This window comes from Streptomyces sp. NPDC006602 (assembly GCF_042870385.1).
Taxonomy (GTDB): domain Bacteria; phylum Actinomycetota; class Actinomycetes; order Streptomycetales; family Streptomycetaceae; genus Streptomyces.
Genome location: NZ_JBIAHG010000041.1, coordinates 27,478 through 50,009 on the forward strand (window position 1 = coordinate 27,478; position 22,532 = coordinate 50,009).

The 22,532-nt window shown below is 74.1% G+C and carries 19 protein-coding genes; 17 read left to right on the top strand and 2 right to left on the bottom strand.

Annotated features, from left to right (window positions below):
* Nucleotide 1: 1 nt before the first annotated feature.
* From ACFYO2_RS43745 to ACFYO2_RS43755, 3 genes are read left to right on the top strand one after another with little or no spacing between them, the layout of a single operon-like run.
* Nucleotides 2–784 carry a thioesterase II family protein gene (locus ACFYO2_RS43745; protein ID WP_388361459.1) on the top strand — a complete coding sequence of 261 codons (783 nt, stop codon included), beginning with the start codon at nucleotides 2–4 and terminating at the stop codon, nucleotides 782–784.
* Nucleotides 781–1,635, top strand: coding sequence for a metallophosphoesterase family protein (locus tag ACFYO2_RS43750; RefSeq protein WP_388361462.1), 855 nt, complete (start codon nucleotides 781–783; stop codon nucleotides 1,633–1,635). Before ACFYO2_RS43745 ends, ACFYO2_RS43750 begins: the two co-directional genes overlap by 4 nt.
* Nucleotides 1,632–2,360 carry a 4'-phosphopantetheinyl transferase gene (locus tag ACFYO2_RS43755; protein WP_388361464.1) on the top strand — a complete coding sequence of 243 codons (729 nt, stop codon included), beginning with the start codon at nucleotides 1,632–1,634 and terminating at the stop codon, nucleotides 2,358–2,360. The genes ACFYO2_RS43750 and ACFYO2_RS43755 overlap by 4 nt, the downstream gene beginning before the upstream one ends.
* Here ACFYO2_RS43755 and ACFYO2_RS43760 read toward each other — a convergent pair.
* Nucleotides 2,297–5,008 (bottom strand): AAA family ATPase, encoded by a 2,712-nt coding sequence (locus ACFYO2_RS43760; RefSeq protein ID WP_388361467.1) that lies wholly within the window; start codon nucleotides 5,006–5,008, stop codon nucleotides 2,297–2,299. The two genes, ACFYO2_RS43755 and ACFYO2_RS43760, sit on opposite strands and share 64 nt — an antisense overlap.
* Before the next feature lie 245 nt (nucleotides 5,009–5,253).
* On the opposite strand from ACFYO2_RS43760, the gene ACFYO2_RS43765 reads away from it, so the two are divergent.
* The 8 genes from ACFYO2_RS43765 to ACFYO2_RS43800 all read left to right on the top strand — a co-directional run bounded on the left by ACFYO2_RS43765 (nucleotide 5,254) and on the right by ACFYO2_RS43800 (nucleotide 13,851).
* Complete coding sequence (locus ACFYO2_RS43765) at nucleotides 5,254–7,848, top strand: RHS repeat protein (protein ID WP_388361470.1); 2,595 nt, start codon at nucleotides 5,254–5,256, stop codon at nucleotides 7,846–7,848.
* A gap of 69 nt (nucleotides 7,849–7,917) precedes the next feature.
* Complete coding sequence (locus tag ACFYO2_RS43770) at nucleotides 7,918–8,325, top strand: hypothetical protein (RefSeq protein WP_388361472.1); 408 nt, start codon at nucleotides 7,918–7,920, stop codon at nucleotides 8,323–8,325.
* Between the two features lie 26 nt (nucleotides 8,326–8,351).
* Nucleotides 8,352–9,389 (top strand): 3-oxoacyl-ACP synthase III family protein, encoded by a 1,038-nt coding sequence (locus ACFYO2_RS43775; protein WP_388361474.1) that lies wholly within the window; start codon nucleotides 8,352–8,354, stop codon nucleotides 9,387–9,389.
* A complete protein-coding gene (locus ACFYO2_RS43780; protein ID WP_388361477.1) occupies nucleotides 9,386–11,284 on the top strand; it encodes an HAD-IIIC family phosphatase in 1,899 nt (632 codons plus the stop codon). Before ACFYO2_RS43775 ends, ACFYO2_RS43780 begins: the two co-directional genes overlap by 4 nt.
* Nucleotides 11,281–11,508 (top strand): acyl carrier protein, encoded by a 228-nt coding sequence (locus tag ACFYO2_RS43785; RefSeq protein WP_388361480.1) that lies wholly within the window; start codon nucleotides 11,281–11,283, stop codon nucleotides 11,506–11,508. Before ACFYO2_RS43780 ends, ACFYO2_RS43785 begins: the two co-directional genes overlap by 4 nt.
* The gene (locus ACFYO2_RS43790) at nucleotides 11,505–12,272 is read left to right on the top strand and encodes a 2-oxo acid dehydrogenase subunit E2 (RefSeq protein ID WP_388361483.1); all 768 of its coding nucleotides are present in this window, start codon (nucleotides 11,505–11,507) and stop codon (nucleotides 12,270–12,272) included. Before ACFYO2_RS43785 ends, ACFYO2_RS43790 begins: the two co-directional genes overlap by 4 nt.
* On the top strand, nucleotides 12,269–13,357 hold the full coding sequence (locus ACFYO2_RS43795; protein ID WP_388361486.1) for an alpha/beta hydrolase: 1,089 nt from the start codon (nucleotides 12,269–12,271) through the stop codon (nucleotides 13,355–13,357). Before ACFYO2_RS43790 ends, ACFYO2_RS43795 begins: the two co-directional genes overlap by 4 nt.
* 5 nt (nucleotides 13,358–13,362) lie before the next feature.
* On the top strand, nucleotides 13,363–13,851 hold the full coding sequence (locus ACFYO2_RS43800; protein WP_388361525.1) for a flavin reductase family protein: 489 nt from the start codon (nucleotides 13,363–13,365) through the stop codon (nucleotides 13,849–13,851).
* Here ACFYO2_RS43800 and ACFYO2_RS43805 read toward each other — a convergent pair.
* Nucleotides 13,841–14,518, bottom strand: coding sequence for a TetR/AcrR family transcriptional regulator (locus tag ACFYO2_RS43805; protein ID WP_388361489.1), 678 nt, complete (start codon nucleotides 14,516–14,518; stop codon nucleotides 13,841–13,843). The two genes, ACFYO2_RS43800 and ACFYO2_RS43805, sit on opposite strands and share 11 nt — an antisense overlap.
* A 79-nt stretch (nucleotides 14,519–14,597) precedes the next feature.
* On the opposite strand from ACFYO2_RS43805, the gene ACFYO2_RS43810 reads away from it, so the two are divergent.
* The 6 genes from ACFYO2_RS43810 to ACFYO2_RS43835 all read left to right on the top strand — a co-directional run bounded on the left by ACFYO2_RS43810 (nucleotide 14,598) and on the right by ACFYO2_RS43835 (nucleotide 22,475).
* On the top strand, nucleotides 14,598–16,046 hold the full coding sequence (locus ACFYO2_RS43810; RefSeq protein WP_388361492.1) for a DHA2 family efflux MFS transporter permease subunit: 1,449 nt from the start codon (nucleotides 14,598–14,600) through the stop codon (nucleotides 16,044–16,046).
* Nucleotides 16,047–16,142: 96 nt separating this feature from the next.
* Complete coding sequence (locus ACFYO2_RS43815) at nucleotides 16,143–17,189, top strand: LLM class flavin-dependent oxidoreductase (protein ID WP_388361494.1); 1,047 nt, start codon at nucleotides 16,143–16,145, stop codon at nucleotides 17,187–17,189.
* Between the two features lie 222 nt (nucleotides 17,190–17,411).
* Nucleotides 17,412–19,049, top strand: a complete 1,638-nt coding sequence (locus ACFYO2_RS43820) for an ABC transporter substrate-binding protein (protein ID WP_388361497.1) — start codon at nucleotides 17,412–17,414, stop codon at nucleotides 19,047–19,049.
* Entirely contained in the window at nucleotides 19,046–20,014 is a 969-nt protein-coding gene (locus ACFYO2_RS43825) for an ABC transporter permease (RefSeq protein ID WP_388361500.1), read from the top strand. Before ACFYO2_RS43820 ends, ACFYO2_RS43825 begins: the two co-directional genes overlap by 4 nt.
* Nucleotides 20,014–20,859, top strand: a complete 846-nt coding sequence (locus tag ACFYO2_RS43830) for an ABC transporter permease (protein ID WP_388361503.1) — start codon at nucleotides 20,014–20,016, stop codon at nucleotides 20,857–20,859. The genes ACFYO2_RS43825 and ACFYO2_RS43830 overlap by 1 nt, the downstream gene beginning before the upstream one ends.
* Nucleotides 20,856–22,475, top strand: coding sequence for a dipeptide ABC transporter ATP-binding protein (locus tag ACFYO2_RS43835; RefSeq protein ID WP_388361506.1), 1,620 nt, complete (start codon nucleotides 20,856–20,858; stop codon nucleotides 22,473–22,475). Before ACFYO2_RS43830 ends, ACFYO2_RS43835 begins: the two co-directional genes overlap by 4 nt.
* The last annotated feature ends 57 nt before the right edge of the window (nucleotides 22,476–22,532 follow it).

Consider the following 22,532-nt stretch of genomic DNA (forward strand, 5'->3'; position numbering starts at 1 on the left):
GGTGGCCTTCGTAACCGGTGTACGGACCGGTGCCGATGCCCGCTGGCTGCGCCGGCTGCGGCTCGGCCGCGACACGGCGGCCACCCTGGTCTGTTTCGCGCACGCGGGCGGTGCTGCCGGATACTGGCAGCCGCTCGCGGCAGCGCTGCCGCCCCACGTGGAGGTCCTGGCCGTGCAGTACCCGGGCCGCCAGGACCGGCACCGGGAGCCCGCTGTCGAAGACCTGCACCGGCTGGCCGAAACGATCACCGGTGTCCTGACGGACGACCCCCGCCTCACCGGCGCTCCTTGGGCGTTCCTCGGCCACAGCATGGGCGCGTCGGTGGCGTACGAGACGGCCGCCCTGCTGTCCCGGAACGCGGACGACGGCCCGGGCGCGCTGTTCGTGTCCGGCCGCCGGGCCCCGTCTCGGCCGCGGCGCAGCACCGAGTCGTTCCCCGACGACCACGCGCTGCTCGACAAGGTCCGCCGACTCGGCGGCACCGACGCGCGGCTCCTGGACGACGCGGACGTACAGGAGTTGATCCTGCCTGCGCTGCGGGCCGACTACCGTGCCGTGGCCGCCTACACGGGCACCCCCGGTGCACCGCTGTCGTGTCCCGTCGTGGCGCTCGCCGGCGACGGTGACACCGAGGCGTCCGTCGACGACGTCGCCGCATGGGCTCAACACACTACTGGCACCTTCGAGTTGAGGGTGTTCAAGGGAGGGCACTTCTTCCTTGCCGACCAGTGGGCGGCCGTGGCGCGGCTGGTCGGGTCGCGGCTGCCCGGCGGTCCGGCGTGAGCGGCGCGGCCGGCGGCAGTCTGCTCGCCATCAGCGACCTGCACGTCGCCTTCGACGACAACCGTGCGGTGACCGAGGCGCTGTGGCCCGGGCACGACGACGACTGGCTGATCGTCGCGGGGGACACCGGGGAGATCGTCTCGGACATCGTCTGGGCGCTGGAGCTGCTGAGCAAGCGGTTCGAGAAGGTGGTGTGGGTGCCCGGCAACCACGAGCTGTGGACGCACCGGCTCGATCCGGTCACGCTGCGCGGCGAGGAGCGCTACCGCCATCTCGTGTCTGTCTGCCGGGAGTTGGGGGTCGTCACACCCGAGGACTCGTACCCGGTGTGGCACGGCGAGGGCGGCCCGGTGACCGTGGCACCACTGTTCCTGCTGTACGACTACACGTTCCGGCAGCCGGATGCGCACACCAAGCAGGAGGTGCTGGCGCGGGCGCACGCCAACGGGGTGGTGGCCGCCGACGAGGCACTGCTGCACCCGGACCCGTACCCGTCGCTCGACGCCTGGTGCCGGGCCCGGCTCGACGCGACCGCGGCCCGCCTCGACGCACTGGACCCGCAGGTGCGGACCGTCCTGGTGAACCACTTCCCGCTGGTGCGCGAGCCCACCCGGATCCTGCGCCACCCCGACTTCGCAGCCTGGTGCGGCACCGAGGCGACCCGGGACTGGCACCTGCGCTACCGGGCCGCGGCGGTCGTGTACGGGCATCTGCACATTCCGCGCACCACCTGGCACGACGGGGTCCGCTTCGAGGAGGTGTCCGTGGGCTATCCACGGGAGTGGCGCGCCCGCGCCCGGCCGACCGGCGCACCGCGCCGCATCCTGCCCGCACCGCGGGAACCGCGATGATCCGCGAACTGCTGCCGCCCGGCACGGAGGTGGCGGAGGCGTACGGCGACCCGCCGCAGGCCCGGCTGCATCCGGCCGAGGAGCCGCTGATGGCGCACGCCGTGGAGTCCCGGCGCCGCGAGTTCACGACCGTACGCCACTGCGCGCGCACGGCCCTGGCCCGGTTCGGGTTCGCCGGGCCGCCGCTGCTGCCGGGCCGCCGTGGCGCGCCGCGGTGGCCGGACGGGATCGTCGGGAGCATGACGCACTGCGCCGGCTACCGGGCCGCGGCTGTGGCGCGGGCGTCGGCCACGGCCGCGCTCGGCATCGACGCGGAGCCCGATATGCCGCTGCCCGCGGGCATGCTGGAGACGGTGTCGCTGCGCGAGGAGCGGGCGCGGATGCCGCGGCTGCGCGCCGCCGTGCCTGGAATCGCCTGGGACCGGCTGCTGTTCAGCGCCAAGGAGGCCGTCTACAAGGCGTGGTTCCCGCTGACCGGGCGGCTGCTGGACTTCCCGGAGGCGGACCTCGTCTTCGCGGTGCCGCCGTCCGGTGTCCGGCAGGGCACGTTCCGGGCCCGGCTCCTGGTGCCGGGCCCGCTGCTCGGCGGGCAGCCGGTCGCCGCGTTCGAGGGACGCTGGACGGCGGTCGGCGGGCTGCTCGCCTCCGCCGTCGTGGTCGCTCAGCCGGCGACGGCCATCAGCCGGACCAGCGCGGCCTTCGAGTCGACCCCCAACTTGCTGTAGATCCGGGTCAGATGGACGTCCACGGTCCGGGGGCTGACGCTCAGCCGCTCGGCGATGTCCTTGGACTTGAAGCCCTGACCGGCCAGGTCCGCGACCTCCCGCTCGCGCACGGTCAGTTCGGCGAGCAGTACGGTGCCACGGCCCGCCCCGGCCCTGGCCCGGCGCGCCAGCTGCCGGGCCCGTACGCCCGCCGGGGTCTCGCCGCCGAGGAGTTCCACCGCGTCCTCGTAGGTGCGGGCCGCCTCCTCGGCCCGGCCGCGCTGGGCCAGCAGATGGCCACGGGCCAGCAGGGCGTGACCGCTCTGCTCGGGCAGTCCGATCCCGGCGGCGGCCTCGGCGGCGTGCTCGACCCACTGGGCGATGTCCGCCTGCTTGTCGCGCGCTTGGCTCAACAGCGCGGCGGCGGCGAGGAGTTCGTAGCCGCGGGCGGCGAGGACCGGCACCGGTTCGGACACCCGCCAGGCGGCGCCGGTCGGCAGCAGCAGCGAAAGGGCGCGCTCCCCGTCGCCGCGGGCCAGGGCGGCCTCGGCGTGCAGCAGCGCGTTGAGCGGGGTCCGCGGCACCTGCTCGGTGGGGGCTGCGGCGGCCGGGCCGCGGCCCAGTTGGGCGGCGCCGCCCAGCTGGGCGAGTGCGGCGGAGATGACGGCGTCGGCGAGACCGGCCTGGTCGGTGCGGCCGACGGCCCGGCCGATGGTGCGGGCCTCCTGGGCGGCGTCGAGGGCGTCGGCCATGCGGCCGCTCTGGTAGTGCGCGTAGGACAGGGTGTTGAGCATCGGCGCCAGCAGGTGCTCGTCGCCGTTCTCCCGGACGAGCGGCACGGAGCGCTCGATGTGGTCGAGGGCCGCGGCGTGCCGGCCCATGAGGGATTCGGCCCAGCCGAGCGTCAGCAGGTGCTCGGGCAGGAGCGCGGCGGTGGCGGCCTTGGCGTCGACGGAGTCGAGGAGTTTGGCGGCGGCGCCGAGGCGGGCCTCCGCGGTGCAGATGTCGCCGGTGAGCACGGCGCACAGGCCGTGCAGGGCGAGCGCGCCGCCCGCGGTGGCCGCGTCGGCGTCGCGGGTGCCGCGCACCAGGGTCTCGACGTCGGAGCGGGTCGGCAGTGCTCCGGCGAGCACTTGGACCAGGCGCAGTTGTACCTGGAACGTCGCGGCCTGCGCGCGGTCGATGTCCGCCGCACGCGAGAGGTGGGCGGCGATCAGGTCCCGCGCCTCGTCGGCGTGGCCCAGGCCGCCGTAGACGCCGGCCAGGAACGCGACGTCGGCCGCGCGGTCGGTGGCCGCCGCCGCGGGAGACGCGAGGTAGCCGCGGCCGAGGGTGCGGATGCCCTCCACCGCGCCCTGGGCGGCGAGTGCCCGGACGACGGAGCGCCACAGCTCCGGTGTGCCGTCGGGGGCCGTGCCGGTCGCGCCGAGCGTCAGGGTCAGCCAGTGCGCCGCGTCGTCCACGCGTCCCAGGTGCAGAGCGGCGCGGGCGGCCTCGGCGAGTGCGGCGAGGTCGGCCGCGGAGGGGCTGCTGCCGGCCCGCTCGATGTGCGGGGCGAGTTCGACGGGCGGCGCGCCGAGCGCGGCGAGCCGGTGCGTGGCCCGGCGGTGGGCGCCGGCGCGCCAGCAGGTGTCGGACTCCGCGTACAGGGCGCGGCGGATCAGCGGGTGCCGGAAGGTGAGTCGGCCGGTGGTGGCGGTGCGCACGAGGTCGCGGTGGCGCAGGGCGCCGAGCGCCCGGCAGGCGGCGTCGCGGTCGAGGGCGGCGACCTCGGCGACTCCATCGACGTCGAAGGTGTCGCCGAGGACCGCCGCCGCGTACAGGGCGGTCCGCTCGGTGTCGTCGAGGTGCGCCGTCTCGATGAGCAGCCGAGCCGTCAGGGTGCTCGCGGCTTCCGTGTCCGGGGTGCCGGGGGCGGTCTGGGCGAGGGCCGTGAGGTAGAGGGGGTTGCCCGCGGCGCGGGCGTGCAGTGCCGTCAACTCCTCGGAGTGGCCCGCCCATTGGAGGAGGTGCGCGCTCTGGGTGACGGTGACGGGTTCGAGCCGCACCGGTTCGACCGCGCCGAGTTCGAGGCCCTGCTGCAGCACGGCGCGCAACGCCACGGGGGTCTGGCGCGGCCGGTGCGCGACGACCACGGTCAGTCCGCTGGTGACGGGCCAGCGCACCAGCATGTCGAGGAGCTCGACGGAGCCGATGTCGCTCCAGTGGGCGTCGTCGAGCAGCACAAGCAGTCCGCGGTCGGTGGCCGCGACGCAGGCGGCGAGCAGGGTGCGCAGTTCGGCGTAGAAGCGGCAGCGGCCGGTGAAGTCGGTGCGCCGGGACCCGGGGGGCGGGCCGGCCAAGGCGCGCACGAGGGCGGCGGCCGGGTGCGGGGCGGTGTCGCCCGGGCCGGGGAACCAGTTGCCGAACGCTTCGAGGAACGGCTGGAAGGGGACATCCGCGTGGCTCTCCGCGGCGGTGCCGCGCACCACGGTCAGGCCGCGGACGCGGGCCTCCTGGGCGAGGGCGGTCAGCAGCCGGGTCTTACCGGCGCCGGGGTCACCGCCGACCTCCATGACACCGCCCCGGCGGACCGCGCACTGGTCCACCGCCGCCAGCAGCCGCCGCAGTTCGACACTCCGCACCGTGAACGGCGCGGAGGTCCGTATTCGGGTCGTGGTGGTGGTCACGTCTGACGTCCCTTTCCCCCGGGTCCCGCGGACACGGTCTCAAGGGCGCGTTGCAGCCGAGACGGCGCACGGGACAGCTTCGACTCGGCCCAGCGTAAGGGGGCCGAGTGGCGGCGAACAACGCGTAACAGGAGTGTCATACATCATTCATCCACAGCCCCACGGACGGGAGCCGGGGCCCTTAGGACAGCTTTAGACCCCCGGGTGAGGCTGGCGCTCCGCCGACCGGACCGAGGAGCTCACCCGTGACCGTGCCCTGCGACCTCCTGACCGATGCCGTCCAGTGGCGATTCCCGCTCGGAGACACGCAGGAACTCCATGTGGCCCTGCCCACCGGCGAGTTGGAGCTGCGTCGGCAGGACCTGTTCGTGGCGGGCCCACCCGGCGGTGAACTGCGCGTGGTGGGCGAGTACCGCGGCGGCGGCAAACCCGACGGCCCCGACGACACCGGTGACGGGTTCGGACCCGGCTGGGCCTTGACGCAGGGCGCGGGCCCCGACGCGCGCGGCCGGGCGGTGCTGTCGCGCGACGCCGACGGGCGGGTCACGGCGGTGCTCGATCCGCTGGGCACGCGGGCCGCGGCGTTCGCGTACGACGGGGACGGGCGGCTGGCGCGGCACACCGACGCGGGCGGTCACGACACCGGCTACCGGTGGGACGCGGAGGGTCGGCTCGCCGGTCTGCTGCTGCCCGACGGCGGCGCCGTCGACATCGCGTACGACCCGGCGGGCGCCGTGGCGGAGGTCGTCTGGGAGGGTCCGCAGGGGCCCGCCCGGGTCCGGTTCGGGTATGCGCCGGGGCGGGTCACGGTGACCGACGCCGTGGGCCGGGTGACCGTGCACGCCTTCGACACAGAGGACCGGCCGCTGTCGGTGACCGGCCCGGCCGGGGAGCTCGCCCGCTGGTCGTGGGACGCGCACGGCCGGCTCGCCGCGGCCACCGACGCCACCGGGCACACCACCCGCTACGCCCATGGCCCGCAGGGGCAGTTGACGGAGCTGACGCTGCCGACGTCGGCGCGCTCCACGGCCACCTACGACGATGCGGAGCACCCCGCGCTGCCGACCGCGCTGCGCGACCCGGCGGGCAACACGCTGCTCCTCGCCTACGACACACAGGGGCGCCTCGTCACCACCGGCGCGCCCGGCCGGACGGCGCCCGTCGACCGGCGGGCCTACGATCCGGGCCACGGCGGGCTGCTCTCCCTCACCGACGGCAAGGGCGACACGACGGCCTTCGAGTACGACGCGGACGGCCTGCTCACCACGGTCGCGCCGCCCGCGCCGCTGGGCCGCACCGTCCTCCACCGCGACGACCTGTCCCGGATCACCGCGGTCACCGCGGGCAACGGGCGGCGCACCGGCTACCGGCGCGACGCGTCGGGCCGGCTCACCGAGGTGCGCGACGAGGACTCGGGCGGCGTCCTGCTCACGCTGGTCCACGACGCGCTGGGCCGGGTGGTCCGCAAGGCGGGCGCGGGCTGGTCGTACGACTTCACGTGGGTGCGCACGCAGGCCGGCAGCCGCCTGGCCGCCGCGGTCCGCACCGAGGGCGCGGGCCGCGAAGAGGTGCGCCTCACGTACGACGCGGCGGGCGCCCCGCTGTCCCTGACGACGGCGGGCGGCACCACCCGCTACACCTACGACGCGGCGGGCACACCGGCCACCGTCACCGGCCCGTCGGGCCGCACCGTCCGCCTCACACACGACGCGGCGCACCGCCCCGTCCGCCTCGACACCGGCACGGCCGTGCAGGAGATCGGCTACGACGCGTCGGGCCGCCGCACCTCGCTGGTCGTGCGCGGCCGCGACGGCGCGGAGCTGCTGCGCGCGGCCTACGACTACGCGCTGCCGGACGGCACCGACACCGACGTGCTGCGCTCCGCGACCGTCGACGGTGAGACGACGGCGTACGCCTACGACGGCCTGAAGCGGCTGGCGCGGGCCGGTGACGTCACGTACTCCTACGACGACGCGCACCATCTGGTCCGGCTCGGCTCGATCGACTTCACCCTCAACTCGGCTGGCCAGGTGGTGCGGTTCGGGGAGACGGAGTTCGGCTACGACGGCGCGGGCAACTTCACCGACGAGGTGAACCCGACCGGCTCCTTCAGCTACAGCCCCACCCATCAGACGCTGGCGGGCGTCTTCGGCGGGCAGCTGGTCGCCGAGATGCGCTACGACGCGCTCGGTCAGGAGATGCCTCGCCGGATCACCGAGACCGCGCTCGACGGCCGCACCGTCACGCACGTGTTCACCTACACACCGCTCGGTATCGCGCGCGTCCTCGACGACGGGGTGCCCACCGACGTCGTGCGCGCCCCCGACGGCACCCTGCTCGCCGTGCTCACCGCGGATGGCCGGCACTACTGGACCGTCACCGACCAGCAGGGCTCGGTCCTCGCCCTGCTCGACGAGGAGGGCCACGTCGCGGCCAGCTACCGCTACACCCCGCACGGCGCCGTGACGGCCCGCGGCGACGCCGCGGCGGCCTGCCCCTTCCGCTACCGGGGCGCCTACCAGCTGCTGCGCAGCGCCCACCTGCTCGACCACCACTTCTACAACGGTTTCTGGGGCCGCTTCACGCAGCCCGACCCGACCGGGCTGCAATACGCGCCGTACACGTTCGCGGACAACGACCCGGTGAACACCGGGACCTGGACGCGGCACGACGTGTGGGCCGTCGCGGCCCGCGGCGGCGTGCGCGGCTTCTTCCCCCGCCCGCCGGGTCCGGGCACGCCCGGCGCCGCCGTGTTCGACGTGACCGGCCCCGGGGTGACACCCGACCGGCAGCCGCTCGTCGCCGGGCAGCCGGCGCGGCGCGCGCTGTCCACCCCCTGAACTCCCTGTCGAACCCCCTTGTTCCTCACCTCACCCCGGCGAGTCACCCCATCGAGAAAGGCATCCACCATGGCGGACCAGATCGTGCTGCGCGTGCCCAAGGAAGTCGTCGTCAAGGTCGTCGACGACGTGCACAACCTGGAGGACCCGCAGATCGGGCAGGGCGGCACCTTCGACGACGAGTTGTACGACGAGACCGGCAAGCTCATCGGCACTTCGCACGGCACCTTCACCATCAAGTACGTGCGCCCCGGCGACGACGGGCTGCTCACCTACTACTCGGAGGACATCACTCTAGAGGACGGCACCATCCACGCCGAGGGGTGGGCCGACTTCCACGACGTGCGCACCAGCGAGTGGGTGTTCTACCCGGCGACCGGGACGAGCGGCCGCTACGCGGGCCTGACCGGCTTCCGCACGTGGCGGATGACCGGCGTCCGGGCGTCGGCCGAGGCACGGATCCTGCTCTCCGACTAGTCGCGGCCCCCAAGGAGGAACGGCACATGTCCCAGCAGGACGTGCACATTCTGTCGGCGGCCTCGGCGCTGCCCGGACCGGCGGTGGACAACGCGGCGCTGGCCCGGCGGTTCGGCATGGACGCGCTGTGGGAGCAGTGGGTCGAGGCGTTCATCGGCACCCGGTCGCGGCATCTCGCCCTCGACCTGGAGTCCGGCCGGCTCACCGGCACGCTCGCGGACCTCGCGGAGGAGGCCGGCCGCAAGGCGCTGAAGGCGGCCGCGCTCGCGCCCGGCGACATCGACGCGGTGGTGCTGGGCACCGCGACCCCGGACCGGCTGATGCCCGCCACGGTCAACGTGGTCGCCGACCGGCTCGGCATCGACCAGGTCCGCAGTTTCCAGCTGCAGTCGGGCTGCTCGGGCGCGGTGCAGGCGCTCGACGTGGCCCGGCAGCTGGTGCTCGGCGGCGCCGCCCGCCGGGTCCTGGCCCTCGGCGGTGACGTCATCGCCCGGTTCTACGACGTGACAACGGACCTGCGCCGCGCGGACCCGGCCGAGTTGGTCAACTTCGTGCTGTTCGGCGACGCGGCGGGCGCCGCCGTCGTGTCCGCCGAGCCGGGCCCCGGGTCGGCGGCGGTACGGGCCCTGTTCACCCGGCTCGTCGGGCTCGGCCGGGAACCGGGCGCCGTCCTGGAGTGGTTCGGGCCCGCCGACCGGGACAGCGACCGGCCGGCCGCCACCGAGGACTACAAGGCGATCGAGGAACACGTGCCGCGGATGACCGAGGAGGTGCTCCACGAACTCCTGGCGGACACCGGCTGGCGCCCCGAGGACGTGGGCCTGCTGCTGCCGCCGCAGCTGTCGGGCCGGATGACCCGGCTGATCAGTGACCGGCTCGCGCTGCCGACGGCGCGCGACGTGTCGGTGGTCGACGACGCGGGCAACTGCGGCAACGCCATCGTTTTCCTCCAGCTGGAGCGGGCGCTGGCCGAACTCGGCGCGGGTGAGCGGGCGTTGGGCATCTCCATCGAGTCCAGCAAGTGGCTCAAGGCGGGCTTCGCGCTGGAAGGGAGCGCCCCGTGACCCAGGACGCCGCCGCCGAACTCGCCGCACTGCACCGCGACGGCCTGCTCGCCGCCCACTACCCGCGCGTGCGCGGCCTGTTGGCGCAGCTCGACGACGCGGGCCTGGCCCGCGCGGGCCATCTGCTGGCCCGGCTCGACGCCGACGAGGTGCTGGCCGCCCACCCGGACACGCTCGTCCCGCTCATCGCCGTGACCGGGCACGGCACCCTGTCCGCGCTGCCGCCCCCGCTCACCGCGCAGGCCGCCCGGCACGGGCTCCTCGCCCGCGTGGAGCTGTCGGACTTCGACAGCTGGGTCTTCGACCTCATCACCCCGGACAGCGCCCTGTACGCGCGCCAACCGGCGTTCGTGCTGTGCGTCCTGGACGCGGCCCTGGTGGCCGACGAGCTGCCGCTGCCGTGGACGGCCGAGGACGCCGAGCGGGTCCTCAGCCAGAAGGTCGACCTGGTGGAGCGGGTGGCGGAGGTGTTCACGCGGGCCGCGCCCGGCGCCACCCTGGTCCTCAACACCCTCCCGCTGCCACGGGAGTTGACCGCGCAACTCGTCGACCTGCGCTCCCGTGCCCGGCTCGGCGCCGCGTGGCGGGAGGCCAACGCCCGCCTGCTGCGGCTGCCCGAGCGGTGGCCGCAGACCGTCACCGTGGACCTCGACCCGCTGCTCGCCGAGGGGCTGCCCGCCCGCGACGTACGGCAGAGCGTGTACGCGAAGGCGCATCTGTCGCCGGAGCTGCTCGCCACGTACGCCCGTGAAGTGGGCCATCTGCTCCGCCAGTTCGCGGGCGCCGGAAAGAAGGTGCTCGCCCTCGACCTGGACGGCACGCTGTGGGGCGGCGTCCTCGGCGAGGCGGGCCCGGAGGGCATCGAGGTGGCGGGCGGCTATCGCGGGGAGGCGTTCCAGCGCTTCCAGCGCGTGGCCCGGCAGCTGTCGGCGCAGGGCGTGCTGCTGGCCGCGGTCAGCAAGAACGACCTGGAACCGGTCGTGAAGGTGCTGCGCGACCATCCCGAACTGGCGCTGCGCGAAGGGGACTTCGTGCAGGTGCGGGCCGACTGGCGGCCCAAACACGAGAACCTGACGGAGCTGGTCGCGGACCTGAACCTGTCCGTGGACAGTGTCGTCTTCGTCGACGACAGCTCCTTCGAGCGCGGCCTGGTGCGCCGGGAGCTGCCGGGCGTCGCCGTGGTCGCGGTGGGCGACGAACCGGCCCGGCACGTCGGGGACCTGCTGCGCGACGGCTGGTTCGACGTACGGGAGCTGACCGCCGAGGACCGGGCCCGGCCCGCCCGGTACAAGGAGGAGCGGGCGCGCCGGGACTTCCTGGACGACTTCGACTCCCTGGAGGGCTATCTGCGGGAGCTGGATGTCACGGTGACGGTGGCGCCCGCCACGGCCGGTCAGCTGGCCCGGGTCTCCCAGATCACGCTGCGCACCAACCAGTTCAACCTGACCACCGAGCGGCTGCAGACCGCCGACGTGCAGGCGCTCGCGCAGGCACCCGACGCGGAGGTCCTGGTGATCGCGTCCGGTGACCGGTTCGGGGACAACGGCCTGGTCGGCGCGGTGCTGCTGCACCGTGACGGCGACACGGTGCGCGTGGACAACTTCCTGCTGAGCTGCCGGGTGTTCTCGCGCGGCATCGAGCAGGCCGTCCTCACCGCCGTGCTGGCGGACGCCCGGGCCACGGGCGCCCGGCAGGTGCTCGGCCGCTATGTGCCGAGCGCGAAGAACGGCAAGGTCGCCGACTTCTACCCGCGCTCCGGCTTCACCGCGGTGTCCGGTTCGGCGGACGGGCCGGGGGAGCTGTTCCGGCACGACCTGGCCCAGCTGCCGAAGCCGCCGGAGCACATCCGTCTGATCGCGAGGCTGCGGCCCGAACCCGGAGGGAACACCCCGTGAATTCCATCGACGACTTCGTGGCCCTGCTGCGCGACGAACTCGCCCTGTCCGTCACCGCCGACGACATCGGTCTCGGCTTCGACGCGGTCCCGTCGTGGGACTCCGTGCACCTGCTGTCACTGTGCACGATCCTGGAGCGGGAGACGGGCCGGCCGCTGGCGCTCTCCGAGGTCCTGGAGGCTCCGTCCCTGGAGGCCGTCTACCGTCTGGCGACCGCGTCATGAGCGCGCCGCGCGTCGGCGAACCGGTGCCCCGGCAGCGCCGGCACACGCTGTTCTTCCAGGAGGTGATCCGGGAGTTCGCGCCGGTCTTCCTGGACACCGAGGTCGACATGAGCGCGGTCCGCGCGCACCGGGCGGCGGCCCTGGAGGCCGACGGGGTGCGGTACGCGACGACCGCGTACGTGCTGCACGCGGTGGGCGGGGTGCTGGCCAAGCACCCGGAGGCGAACGCGGCGGTGAGCGGCCCGCCGTGGCGGCCACGCGTCGCCCGCTATCCGTTCGTCAGCGGCAAGCTCACCCTGGACCGCACGCTTGACGGCCACCGGGTGGTGCTCGGCACGGTCGTGCCGGATCTGCACGAGGCCCGACTGGCCGACATCCAACGCCACTTGGAACGGGTGCGGGAGAGCGATCCGCAGCGGGCCCCGGAGTTCGAGGGCATCCGGGCGCTGCACCGGGGCGCGCTGCTCGCGGCCCGGCGGCGGTTCCGGCGGGCGGCCCGCTCGCTGGCGCTACGGCCGCATCTGACCGGCACCGTCGCGGTGACGTCGCTCGGCCACCGGGCGGTGGACTCCTTCCAGTCGGTGGGCGGCACGACGCTGACGTTCGGCGTGGGCCGGGTCACCGACCGGCCCGTGGTGCGCGACGGGGAGGTGACCGTGGCGCCCGTGCTGCGGCTCAGCCTCTGCTTCGACCACCGGGTGATCGACGGGGCCGAGGCGGCGGACGTGCTGACCGAGCTCAAGGAAGCGCTGGAGAGCGTATGAACGACATCGCGGAACTGAAGAACTTCGTGGTGGCCCACACCCGTTCGCAGGGCCTGCCGCCCGAGCACTACGACCCGCTGCTCGCCCGCATCCGTGACGACGGCGACGGCACGCCGGGGTCATGGGTGCGCGAGTGGAGCGCCGAGGCGGACCGACTGGCCGGGGAGGGCCGCCTGCTCGACGCCTGTGTGCACTACAACATGGCCCGCTTCCCGTTCGTGGACGGCCCGGCCCGGCAGGACGCCCTGGAGCGCTGCACCGAGGCGTTCGACGCCTGGCGCGCGGCCGCCTTCCCGGCGATCGAGCGGCTCGACGTGACGCTGCCCGCGGGCCGGGTGCGCTGCTGGACGGTGGGCCTGGACGCCGCCGAGCAGCGGCCGCTGCTGGTGATGACCGGCGGCATCGTCTCGGTCAAGGAGCAGTGGGCGCCGGTCCTGACGCAGCTCGGCGAACTCGGTTTCGCGGGCGTGGTCACGGAGATGCCGGGCGTCGGCGAGAACACGCTGCCCTACGACGCTGACTCCCCCGGCATGTTCTCGGCGCTGCTGGACGCGGTCACCGGCCGCGCGGACGTGTCCCGCACGTACGCGCTGGCGCTGAGCTTCAGCGGGCATCTGGCGCTGCGGGCCGCGCTGCGCGACGACCGGATCCGGGGCGTGGTGGGAGCGGGTCTGCCGGTGCGGGACTTCTTCACGGACACCGGATGGCAGCGGCATGTGCCGCAGGTCACCACGGACACCCTGGCCCATCTGACGGGCACGGCGCCGGAGAAGGTGTACGACCTGATCCGGGACTGGGCGCTGACCGGGGAAGAACTGGCCGCGCTGCGGGTGCCGGTGGCCCATGTGACCAGTCTGCGCGACGAGATCATCCCCCCGGCCGACGCCCGCCACCTGCGCGAAGAGGTGTGCGGAATACGGCTGTTGGCCCACGACGACGTGCACGGCTCGCCATCGCACTTCGCCCAGACGCGGCTGTGGACGCTGCTGTCGGTGCTGCGGATGCGCGGCGGGTACGGGGCCGAACGCACTGCGCTGACAAGGGAGTTCGCCCGGTTGCGGTACGGCGGGGAGCGGTCCGCGTGAGCGAGATGCTGCTCGACGGCGGCACCCGATGTCTGCGCAACGTGCTGGGCCGGTTCGCGACCGGCGTGGTCGCCGTGGCCGCGACCGATCCGGCGGACGGTACGCGGGCGGGCCTGGTGGCGAACTCGTTCTGCTCGGTGTCGCTCGAACCGGCACTGGTGTCCTTCTGCGTGGCGCACACCAGCAGCAGCTGGCCGCGCATCCGGGCGGCCGGACTGCTCGGGATCAGCATCCTGGGGGCCGGGCAGAAGGAGGCGGCGAACCGGCTCGCGGCGTCGGGCACGGACAAGTTCCGCGGCCTGCCCTGGACCCGATCGCCGGGCGGGACGCCCGTCCTTAAGGGCTCGCTGGCCTGGCTGGAGTGCTCGGTGGAGGCGGAGCACCCGGCCGGGGACCACACCATCGTGGTGACGCGGGTGCGTGCCCTGGACGCGACGGCGGACGGCGAGCCGCTGCTGTTCTACCGCGGCGCCTTCGGCGGCTTCAGTCGCTGACCCGCTCCCCGTCCGAGCCCGTGCCGAAGGCGCGCAGGAACGTCTCGACGCCGGCCGTCACGACCTCGGCGACCTGCTCCGGGTCGAGCGAGCGGGTGCCGAGGGCACTCATGCCCGGCAGCTCGTCGTAGATGAGGGCGATGAACTGGTTGGCGGCCCGGACGGGGTCCTCGATGCGCAGGTGCCCGGCGTTCGACAGGCGGGCGAGCCGGCCGGCCAGGGCCTCGGTGAACTGGTCGGGTCCGCTGGCCCGGACGGCGTCGAAGAGATCGGGGAAGCGCACGGCCTCCGCGTACAGGAGCCGGCGCACCGCCTCGGAGCGCTCGTCGCAGTAGCAGTCGACGAGCTTGTGCGCGACGTCCTGGAGGCCGGGCCGCAGCCCTTCGGGGTCGGTGGGGAAGTCCTGCAGGACGTGCAGCGTCTTGGCGTTGGAGCCGGCCGCCGTCTCGGTCATGACGTGCCGGAACAGGTTCTCTTTCGAGCCGAGGTGGTTGTAGATCGTCGGCTTCGAGACGCCCGCCTCGGTGGCGATCATGTCGAGGCTCGCCTGTGTGTAGCCCACGCGCGCGAAGACGCGCAGCGCCGCGTCCACGATCGCCCTGCGCTTGTCCATGCGCCCCCGCTCGGCGGGCACGGCTGCGGTCTTCTCGCTCTCGCCAACGTTCATACGGCCATGCTACCGTGCCAGCCACCGAATTTAACTACCCAGTTCAATTCACAGGGTGAGTCAGTTAAAGGGAGTTGCTGTGTCTGTAACGAAGGCGGAGGGGACCGGGCCCGCCCGGCTCGATGCCGCACTGCTCACCGTGGTGGGCGTGATGGTGCTCGGCGGGATGATGTCCTACCTGGACGCGACCATCGTCAACGTCGGGATCAGCACGCTCGGCGGCGAGTTCCACGCGACCCTCTCCACCATCGAGTGGGTCACCACCGGCTATCTGCTGGCCGTCGCGCTCGCCATCCCGGTGGCCGGCTGGGCCACGGTCCGCTTCGGCGCGAAGAAGATGTGGCTGCTCGGTCTGACCTTGTTCCTCGCGGGCTCCGCGCTGTGCGCCGTGGCCTGGAACGCGGAGAGCCTGATCGCCTTCCGCGTCCTGCAGGGTCTGGGCGGCGGCATGGTCGACCCGATCATGATGACCGTCGTGGCGACCGCGGCGGGCCCGGAGCGGATGGGCCGGGTGATGGGCCTGATCTCGGTGCCGATCACGCTCGGCCCGGTCGTCGGCCCCATCGTGGGCGGTCTGCTCCTGGAGAACCTCTCGTGGGAGTGGATGTTCCTGGTGAACATCCCCTTCGCGCTCGCCGCGATCGTCCTCGCGATCCGGGTGCTGCCCGCCGACCCGCCGCGCGGCTCCGAGCCGGTGCCGCTGGACGCGCTCGGCGTCGCCCTGCTGAGCCCCGGCTTCGCCGCGCTCGTCTACGCCCTGTCCCAGGCGGGTGCGCACGGCTTCGGCAGCGCCACCGTCATCATCGGGCTCGTCCTCGGGCTCGCCCTGTTCGTCGGCTACACCGTGCACGCGCTGCGCACCAGCAAGACCCCGCTCCTCGACGTGCGGCTGTTCTCCAGCAAGGGCTTCTCGGCGAGCGTGGCCACGATGTTCCTGCTCGGCGGCGGCCTGTTCTCGCTGCTGTTCCTGCTGCCGCTGTACTACCAGCAGGTGCGCGGCCACAGCGTTCTGGAATCCGGGCTGCTGCTCGCGCCGCTCGGGCTCGGCACGCTGATCGGCATGCCGGTCGCCGGCAACCTCGCCGACAAGATCGGCGCGAAGCGACTGGTGCCCGTCGGCGCCCTGCTGATCGGGGCCGGGGCGCTGGTGTTCACGCAGTCCGACGCGGACAGCTCCCAGGTGGCGCTGACGGTGGCGCAGCTCGCCGCGGGCTTCGGCATGGGCCTGGTCGGCGCGCCCACGATGGGCTCGGTGTACCGGACCGTGCCCGGCGAGGCCGTCGCCGGCGCGACCGGCGCGGTGTTCATCCTCAACCAGATCGGGGCGTCCCTGGGCATCGCCGTCGTCGCGCTGCTGCTCCAGGGCGGCGGCGCGCACACGGCGCCCACGGCCGACTCCTTCGCCAACGCCTTCTGGTGGCCGGTCGCGGCGGCGGTCGTCGTCCTCGTCGCGGGCCTGCTGCTGCCGGGCAAGCCGCAGCCCGCGCCGGAGGCCGCAGCGGCCGAACCCGTGGCGGACCACGCCTGACCTCCGCCCCCGGTACCGCTGTGCCCGCCGGTCGATCCCCCGCGCCGGCGGGCACAGCTCCGGGCCGACAGCCCCTGAGCGCACAGGAGTTCACCGATGAGCCGATCCGAGACCCCGCTCGCCCTGTCCGTCCTCGACGTCGTACCCGTCTTCGAGGAGGACTCCGCCACCCACGCGCTGCGACGCACCGTCGCCCTCGCCCCGCAGGTCGAGGCGCTCGGCTACCGGCGGTACTGGGTCGCCGAGCACCACAACACTCCCAGCCTCGCCACGTCCGCGCCGGGCATCCTCATCGGCCGGCTCGCCGCCGCCACGACGACCCTGCGGGTCGGGTCCGGAGGGGTGCTGTTGCCCAACCACGCGCCGCTGGTGGTCGCCGAGCAGTTCGGCACGCTGGAGGCGCTGCACCCGGGCCGTATAGACCTCGGCCTCGGCCGGGCCCCGGGCACCGACCCGCTGACCGCCCGCGCGCTGCGCCGGGCACCCGACCGCGGCGGCGACGACTTCGCCGACCAACTCACCGAGCTGAGCGGCTACTTCGCGCCCGTCGACCCGGCCTCCGGCATCATCGCCGTACCGGCCGCGGACGGCCGGCCCGACCTGTGGGCGCTGGGCTCCAGCCCGTCGAGCGCGCACCTCGCGGGTGCGCTCGGGCTGCCGTACGCGTACGCGCACCAGATCAACCCGTACGCGACCCTGCCCTCGCTCGACGCCTACCGCAGCGCCTTCAGGCCCTCCCCGTACCTGGACCGGCCGCGGACGCTGATCGCCGCGCTCGCGACCGTGGCGGACAGCGACCGGGAGGCCTGGCGGGTCGCGGCCCCGTATCTCCTCGGCAAGATCCGGATGCGCCAGGTGCCGCGCTTCGACGCCTTCCCCTCGGCGGCGACCGCGGCCGCGCACACCTTCACACCGACCGAGCGGACCTTCCTCGACGACCTCGCCGAGCCGCAGCTGATCGGCGGCCCGGACACCGTGCGGCAGAAACTGGACGCGCTCGTGGCGGCCACCGGCGCCGACGAGGTGATGGCCCTGACCGTCGTCCCCGACCAGGAGGAGCGGCTGCACTCCTTCCGGCTCCTCGCTCAGGCGGCGGCCGAGGTGAGGCCCGGCTCCGCCGAGAGCGTTTCAGCTCCGCTTTAGAGCTCCGAACAAAAGTGGAGTCCGATCAGCTCGCGGCGTCTGGTGCGTGCGATCGCAAGGCGCCGGAAGCTCCTCGTAGCGGAGCTACTAGGAGCTTCCGGCAACGCGGCGAGCGTGCGTGCCAGACGCCGCGAGCCGGGCTCCACTTTTGTTCGGAGCTCTTAGCCCAGCTGGCGACAGTTCCCTCGGCACTCGCACCCCTTCGCGCCATACGGAGCCCCCATGCATCCACGCCGGACCGTCCGCACCGCAGCCCTGCTCGTCCCGTTCGCGCTCGCCGTCGCCGGCTGCAGCAGCGGCGGCAGTGGTACCGGCGGCGCCGGGGCTGCAGCGCCACGGTCCGGCGGCACGCTCACCTACGCCGCGGACCAGGAGCCGGACTGCTGGGACCCGCACGCCAGCGCGCAGGACGTGACGGCGTTCGCGCAGCGTCCGGTCTTCGACTCGCTCGTCTACCAGACGCCGGACGGCGCCCTGAAGCCGTGGCTGGCCACGAAGTGGACGATCGGCGACGGCGGCCGCACGTACACCTTCGCCCTGCGCAAGGACGTCACGTTCCACGACAGGACCCGCTTCGACGCGGCAGCCGTGAAGGCCAACTTCGACCACATCACCGCCAAGGGCACCCAGTCCCAGTACGCCGCCGGGCTGCTCGGCCCGTACCGCTCCACCACGGTCAAGGACAAGTACACGGTGCAGGTCCGCTTCAGCCGTCCCTACGCCCCCTTCCTCCAGGCCGCCAGCACCACCAACCTGGGCATCGCCTCCCCCGCCTCGCTCGACGACGGCAACGACAAGCTGTGCGCGGGCACCGATTCGGTGGGCTCCGGACCGTTCAAGGCGGGCCGGTACGCGCGCGGCCAGCAGCGCGTCTACACCCGCAACGCCGCCTACGCCTGGGCGCCGCAGGGCGCGGGCCACTCCGGTCCGGCCCGCCTCGACCAGGTCACCGTCCGGTTCGTGCCGGAGGCGGCGACCCGGGTCGGCACGCTCACCTCCGGCCAGGTCGACGCGGCGGGCGCGCTGCCCGCCAACCAGTACGCGGCCGTCGCGCGCAACACCCGCCTGGGCGTGGTGAAGAAGGCCACGCCCGGCGCCGTGGACAGCTTCTACCTCAACACCACGAGCCCGCTCTTCTCCGACGTGCGGGTACGCCGCGCGTTCCAACGTGCCATCGATGTGGACGTGTTGGTGAAGTCCGTCTTCCTGGGCACCGGCACCCGCGCCTGGAGCACGCTCTCCCCCACCACCCCGCACAGCTACGACGCGTCCCTGGAGAAGTCCTGGCCCGTCGACCGCGAGCTCGCCGGGCGGCTGCTCGACGAGGCGGGCTGGACCGGCCGCGACGCCAAGGGCTACCGCACCAAGAACGGCAAGCGGCTCACCGTGCGCGCCCCCGTCTACGGGCAGCCGAGCGTGTTCGCGCAGGCGGTGCAGGGCGACCTGAGGAAGTCCGGCATCCAGCTCGCGCTCGACGCCTCCACCGACGCCACCGAGGTCTCCGACCGGCTCGACAAGGGGCGCTACGACGTGGTGGAGACCGGATGGGCACGCGCCGACGGCGACATCCTCAGCCAGTTCTTCCTGTCCACCGAGACGTCGGTCGGCGGCGGCCACAACTTCGCGCACGTCGCCGACGACCAGGTCGACCGCTGGCTGCACGCTGCCCAGACCGCGCAGCAGCCGGCCGAGCGCGCCGCGAACTACGCCGAGGTGCAGCGCTGGACGCTCCGTCAGGCCGCTGTCGTCCCCGCCTACGTGAACACCTCCGTCGTCGGCTTCAGCAAGAAGGTGCACGGTTTGCGGCTGTCGATCTCGGCGTGGCCCGAGTTCTACGGCGCCTGGGTGGAGGGCCGATGACACCGCCGAGGCGCGCCCCGCTCGTGCTGCGTTACGCGGCCACCCGGCTCGGCTCCGCCCTGCTGGTCGTGTGGGCGGCGGCCACCTGCGCCTTCGTCGTCCTCCAACTGGTGCCGGGCGACCCGGTGAAGGCGATCGTCGGCTCCCACGCGCTGGTCGGCGCCGAGCAGCGCGACGCGATCCGCCACCAGTACGGCCTGGACCGGCCGCTGCCGCTGCAGTACCTGAGCCATCTGGGGCAGCTGGCCAGGGGCGAGCTCGGCGACTCCTACCAGTTGCAGCAGCCGGTCGGCGACGTCCTGGCCGACCAGCTCGGGCCGACCGCGCAGCTCGCCCTGTGGTCGACGATCGTGGCCGTCCTGCTCGCCGTCGCCGTCACCCTGCTCACCACCGGGCGCGCCCGCTGGCCGCGCCGGCTGTCCTCGGTCGTCGAACTCGTCGTCGTCTCCACACCCTCGTTCTGGCTGGGCATCCTGCTCCTGACGGTGTTCTCGTTCCGGCTGCGCTGGCTGCCGGTCGCCGACTCCGGTGACGCGCGCTCCCTGGTGCTGCCGGTGCTGACCCTGGCCCTGCCGATCGCTGCGGTGCTCGCCCCGGTGCTGCGCGAGGGACTGCTCGGCGCGCTCGACCAGCCGTTCACACTGACCGCCCGGGCGCGCGGCCTCGCCGAGCACCGGGTGCGTTCCCGGCACGCGCTGCGGCACGCGGCGCTGCCCGCGCTGACCCTGGCCGGCTGGTTCACCGGGACCCTGCTGGGCGGCGCCGTCGTCGTCGAGAACGTGTTCGCGCGGCCCGGCATCGGCCGGATCACCCTGCAGGCCGTCGCCGACCGCGATCTGCCCGTGATCCAGGGCGTGGTGGCCCTGTCGGCTGTCGTGTTCGTCGTCGTCGCCGCGCTCGTCGACCTGGCGTACGCCGTGGTGGACCCGCGGCTGCGCAAGGAGACGGGAGTGAGCGCCGCCTGATGTCCACGTCACGCCACCCGGCCGGAAACCGGCCGTGCGCCGCCACCGCCACCGCGGCCGCCGCCGCGCTCGTCCTCGCCGTCATCCTGCTCGCGGCCCTCGCACCCCAGCTCCTCGCGCCCGACGACCCGGCCGCCACCGATCCCGCCCGGGCGCTGCTGCCGCCGGACGGGCACCACTGGTTCGGCACCGACCAGTTGGGGCGTGACGTGTTCGCCCGGGTCGTCCACGGCACCCGCTACTCGCTGGCGATCGGCGCCGCCGCCACCGGTGTGGGCCTGGGCCAGGCCGTCGTCTGGGGGCTCGGGGCGGCGCTGCTGGGCCGGTTCGGGGACGCCGTGCTGATGCGCGCCGCCGACGCCCTGCTGGCCCTGCCCGGGCTGCTGCTCGCGCTCCTCGTCGTCCTGATCACCGGCAAGGGGGTGCTCGGCACCACGCTCGCGGTCGCCGTCGGCACCGCCCCCGGGTTCGCCCGCGTGGTGCGCTCCCAGGCGCTCGTCGTGCGCCGCTCCGGCTACGTCGACGCGGCCGTCGGGCTCGGCGTGCCGCGCCCGCTGGTCGTCGTACGGCACATCGTCCCGAACACGGTCGGCCCGCTCATGGTGCTGGCCACGGTGACGCTCGGCGCCTCCATCTCCACCGGCGCGGCGCTCAGTTACCTCGGGCTCGGCGCGCAGCCGCCGACGCCGGAGTGGGGCGCCATGCTCACCGAAGGGCAGGGCTATCTCGAACAGGCCTGGTGGATCGCCCTGTTCCCCGGTCTGCTGCTCGTCGGCACCGTCCTCGCCGTGACCGTCATCGGACGCCACGCGCAGGCCCGTACGGAAGAACGGTCCCCGCGATGACCGGCACACCGCTGTTCGACGTCGACGGGCTCGACGTGCGGTTCGGGTCGGGCCCGGCCGCCGTGCACGCCGTACGCGACGTCTCCCTCAGCCTCGACGCGGGCCGCTGCCTGGCCGTGGTCGGCGAGTCGGGGTCCGGCAAGAGCGCCCTGGCCCGCAGCCTCCTCGGCCTCGCCGGGCCGACCGCGCACGTCACGGCGCGCCGGCTGCGCCTCTACGGGCAGGACGCGCTCGCCTTCGGGCCGCGCGAGTGGCGTGCGGTGCGCGGCCGCCGCGTCGGCCTGGTCGCGCAGGACGCCCTGGTCGCCCTCGACCCGCTGCGCCCGGTCGGCCGGGAGATCGCCGAGCCGCTGCTCATCCACCGGCTCGCGACCCGCCGCGAGGCACCGGGCCGGGTCGTCGACCTCTTGGTCCGCGTCGGCATGCCCGAACCGGCTGAGCGTGCCCGCAGTTACGTCCACCAGTTGTCCGGCGGGCTTCGCCAGCGCGCCCTGATCGCCTCGGCGCTGGCCGCGGAGCCCGGCGCCCTCATCGCCGACGAGCCCACGACCGCGCTCGACGCCTCCGTCCAGGCCCGCGTCCTGGAACTCCTCGGCGCCCTCAAGGCGGACGGCACGGGACTGCTCCTGATCAGCCACGACCTCGCCGTGGTCGAGGCGCTCGCCGACGACATCGCCGTCATGCACGCGGGCGAGATCGTCGAACACGGCGCCGCCGCCGACGTCCTGTACACCCCTCAACACCCCTACACCAAGGACCTGTTGGCGGCCGTCCCGGGGCGCGGCCGGCCGCCCCGCCGCCCCGAGCGGGCGCCGCGGACCGGCCCCCCGCTGCTCGAAGTGACCGGTGTCGCCAAGCAGTTCAGCGCGGGCCGTGGGGTGCGGCGCACCGCCGTGCACGACGTCTCCCTGAGCCTGTACCCGGGCGAGACCCTCGGGATCGTCGGCGAGTCCGGATCGGGCAAGTCGACACTCGCCCGGATCATCCTCGGCCTGCTCCCGCCGGACGCCGGGCAGGTGCGGCTCGCGGGCGAGCCGTGGAGCGGGCTGCGCGAGCGGGAGCGCCGCCCGCGCCGCGGCACCCTGCAACTCGTCCCGCAGGACCCGCTCAGCGCCTTCGACCCGCGCTGGAGCGTGGACCGCGTCATCGGCGAGGCGCTCGGCACCGCGGGCACGCCCCGTGAGGCGCGGCGTGCCGAGACGCTGCGGCTGCTGGAGCAGGTCGGACTCGGCGCGAGCCACCAGGGGCGCAGGCCGCTCGCCCTGTCCGGCGGCCAGCGCCAGCGCGTCGCCATCGCCCGGGCCCTCGCGTCCCGCCCGCGGCTGCTCGTGTGCGACGAGCCGGTGTCCGCGCTCGACGTGTCCGTGCAGGCCCAGGTGCTGCGGCTGCTCCGCTCCCTCCAGCAGGACCTCGGTCTCGCCACCCTGTTCATCTCCCACGACCTCGCCGTCGTACGGGAGATCAGCGAACGCGTCCTCGTCATGAAGGACGGTCGCGTCGTGGAGAGCGGCCCCGTCGACGAGGTGTTCGCCGAGCCCCGGCACGCCTACACGCGGGCCCTCCTGGACGCCGTGCCCCGCCCGCGGCGCGGCGACCACGTCGGGGAGCCCACGTGACCGCGCACCCCGCCGCCGTCCCCGTACACCGGCCAAAGGACAGCTTTAGATCCGGCC

Coding starts and splice junctions, on each gene's coding strand:
- ACFYO2_RS43755 (WP_388361464.1), top strand. CDS start 1,632: ATGATCCGCGAACTGCTGCCGCCCGGCACGGAGGTGGCGGAGGCGTAC.
- ACFYO2_RS43795 (WP_388361486.1), top strand. CDS start 12,269: ATGAACGACATCGCGGAACTGAAGAACTTCGTGGTGGCCCACACCCGT.
- ACFYO2_RS43790 (WP_388361483.1), top strand. CDS start 11,505: ATGAGCGCGCCGCGCGTCGGCGAACCGGTGCCCCGGCAGCGCCGGCAC.
- ACFYO2_RS43820 (WP_388361497.1), top strand. CDS start 17,412: ATGCATCCACGCCGGACCGTCCGCACCGCAGCCCTGCTCGTCCCGTTC.
- ACFYO2_RS43835 (WP_388361506.1), top strand. CDS start 20,856: ATGACCGGCACACCGCTGTTCGACGTCGACGGGCTCGACGTGCGGTTC.
- ACFYO2_RS43770 (WP_388361472.1), top strand. CDS start 7,918: ATGGCGGACCAGATCGTGCTGCGCGTGCCCAAGGAAGTCGTCGTCAAG.
- ACFYO2_RS43775 (WP_388361474.1), top strand. CDS start 8,352: ATGTCCCAGCAGGACGTGCACATTCTGTCGGCGGCCTCGGCGCTGCCC.
- ACFYO2_RS43805 (WP_388361489.1), bottom strand. CDS start 14,518: ATGAACGTTGGCGAGAGCGAGAAGACCGCAGCCGTGCCCGCCGAGCGG.
- ACFYO2_RS43825 (WP_388361500.1), top strand. CDS start 19,046: ATGACACCGCCGAGGCGCGCCCCGCTCGTGCTGCGTTACGCGGCCACC.
- ACFYO2_RS43830 (WP_388361503.1), top strand. CDS start 20,014: ATGTCCACGTCACGCCACCCGGCCGGAAACCGGCCGTGCGCCGCCACC.
- ACFYO2_RS43800 (WP_388361525.1), top strand. CDS start 13,363: ATGCTGCTCGACGGCGGCACCCGATGTCTGCGCAACGTGCTGGGCCGG.
- ACFYO2_RS43815 (WP_388361494.1), top strand. CDS start 16,143: ATGAGCCGATCCGAGACCCCGCTCGCCCTGTCCGTCCTCGACGTCGTA.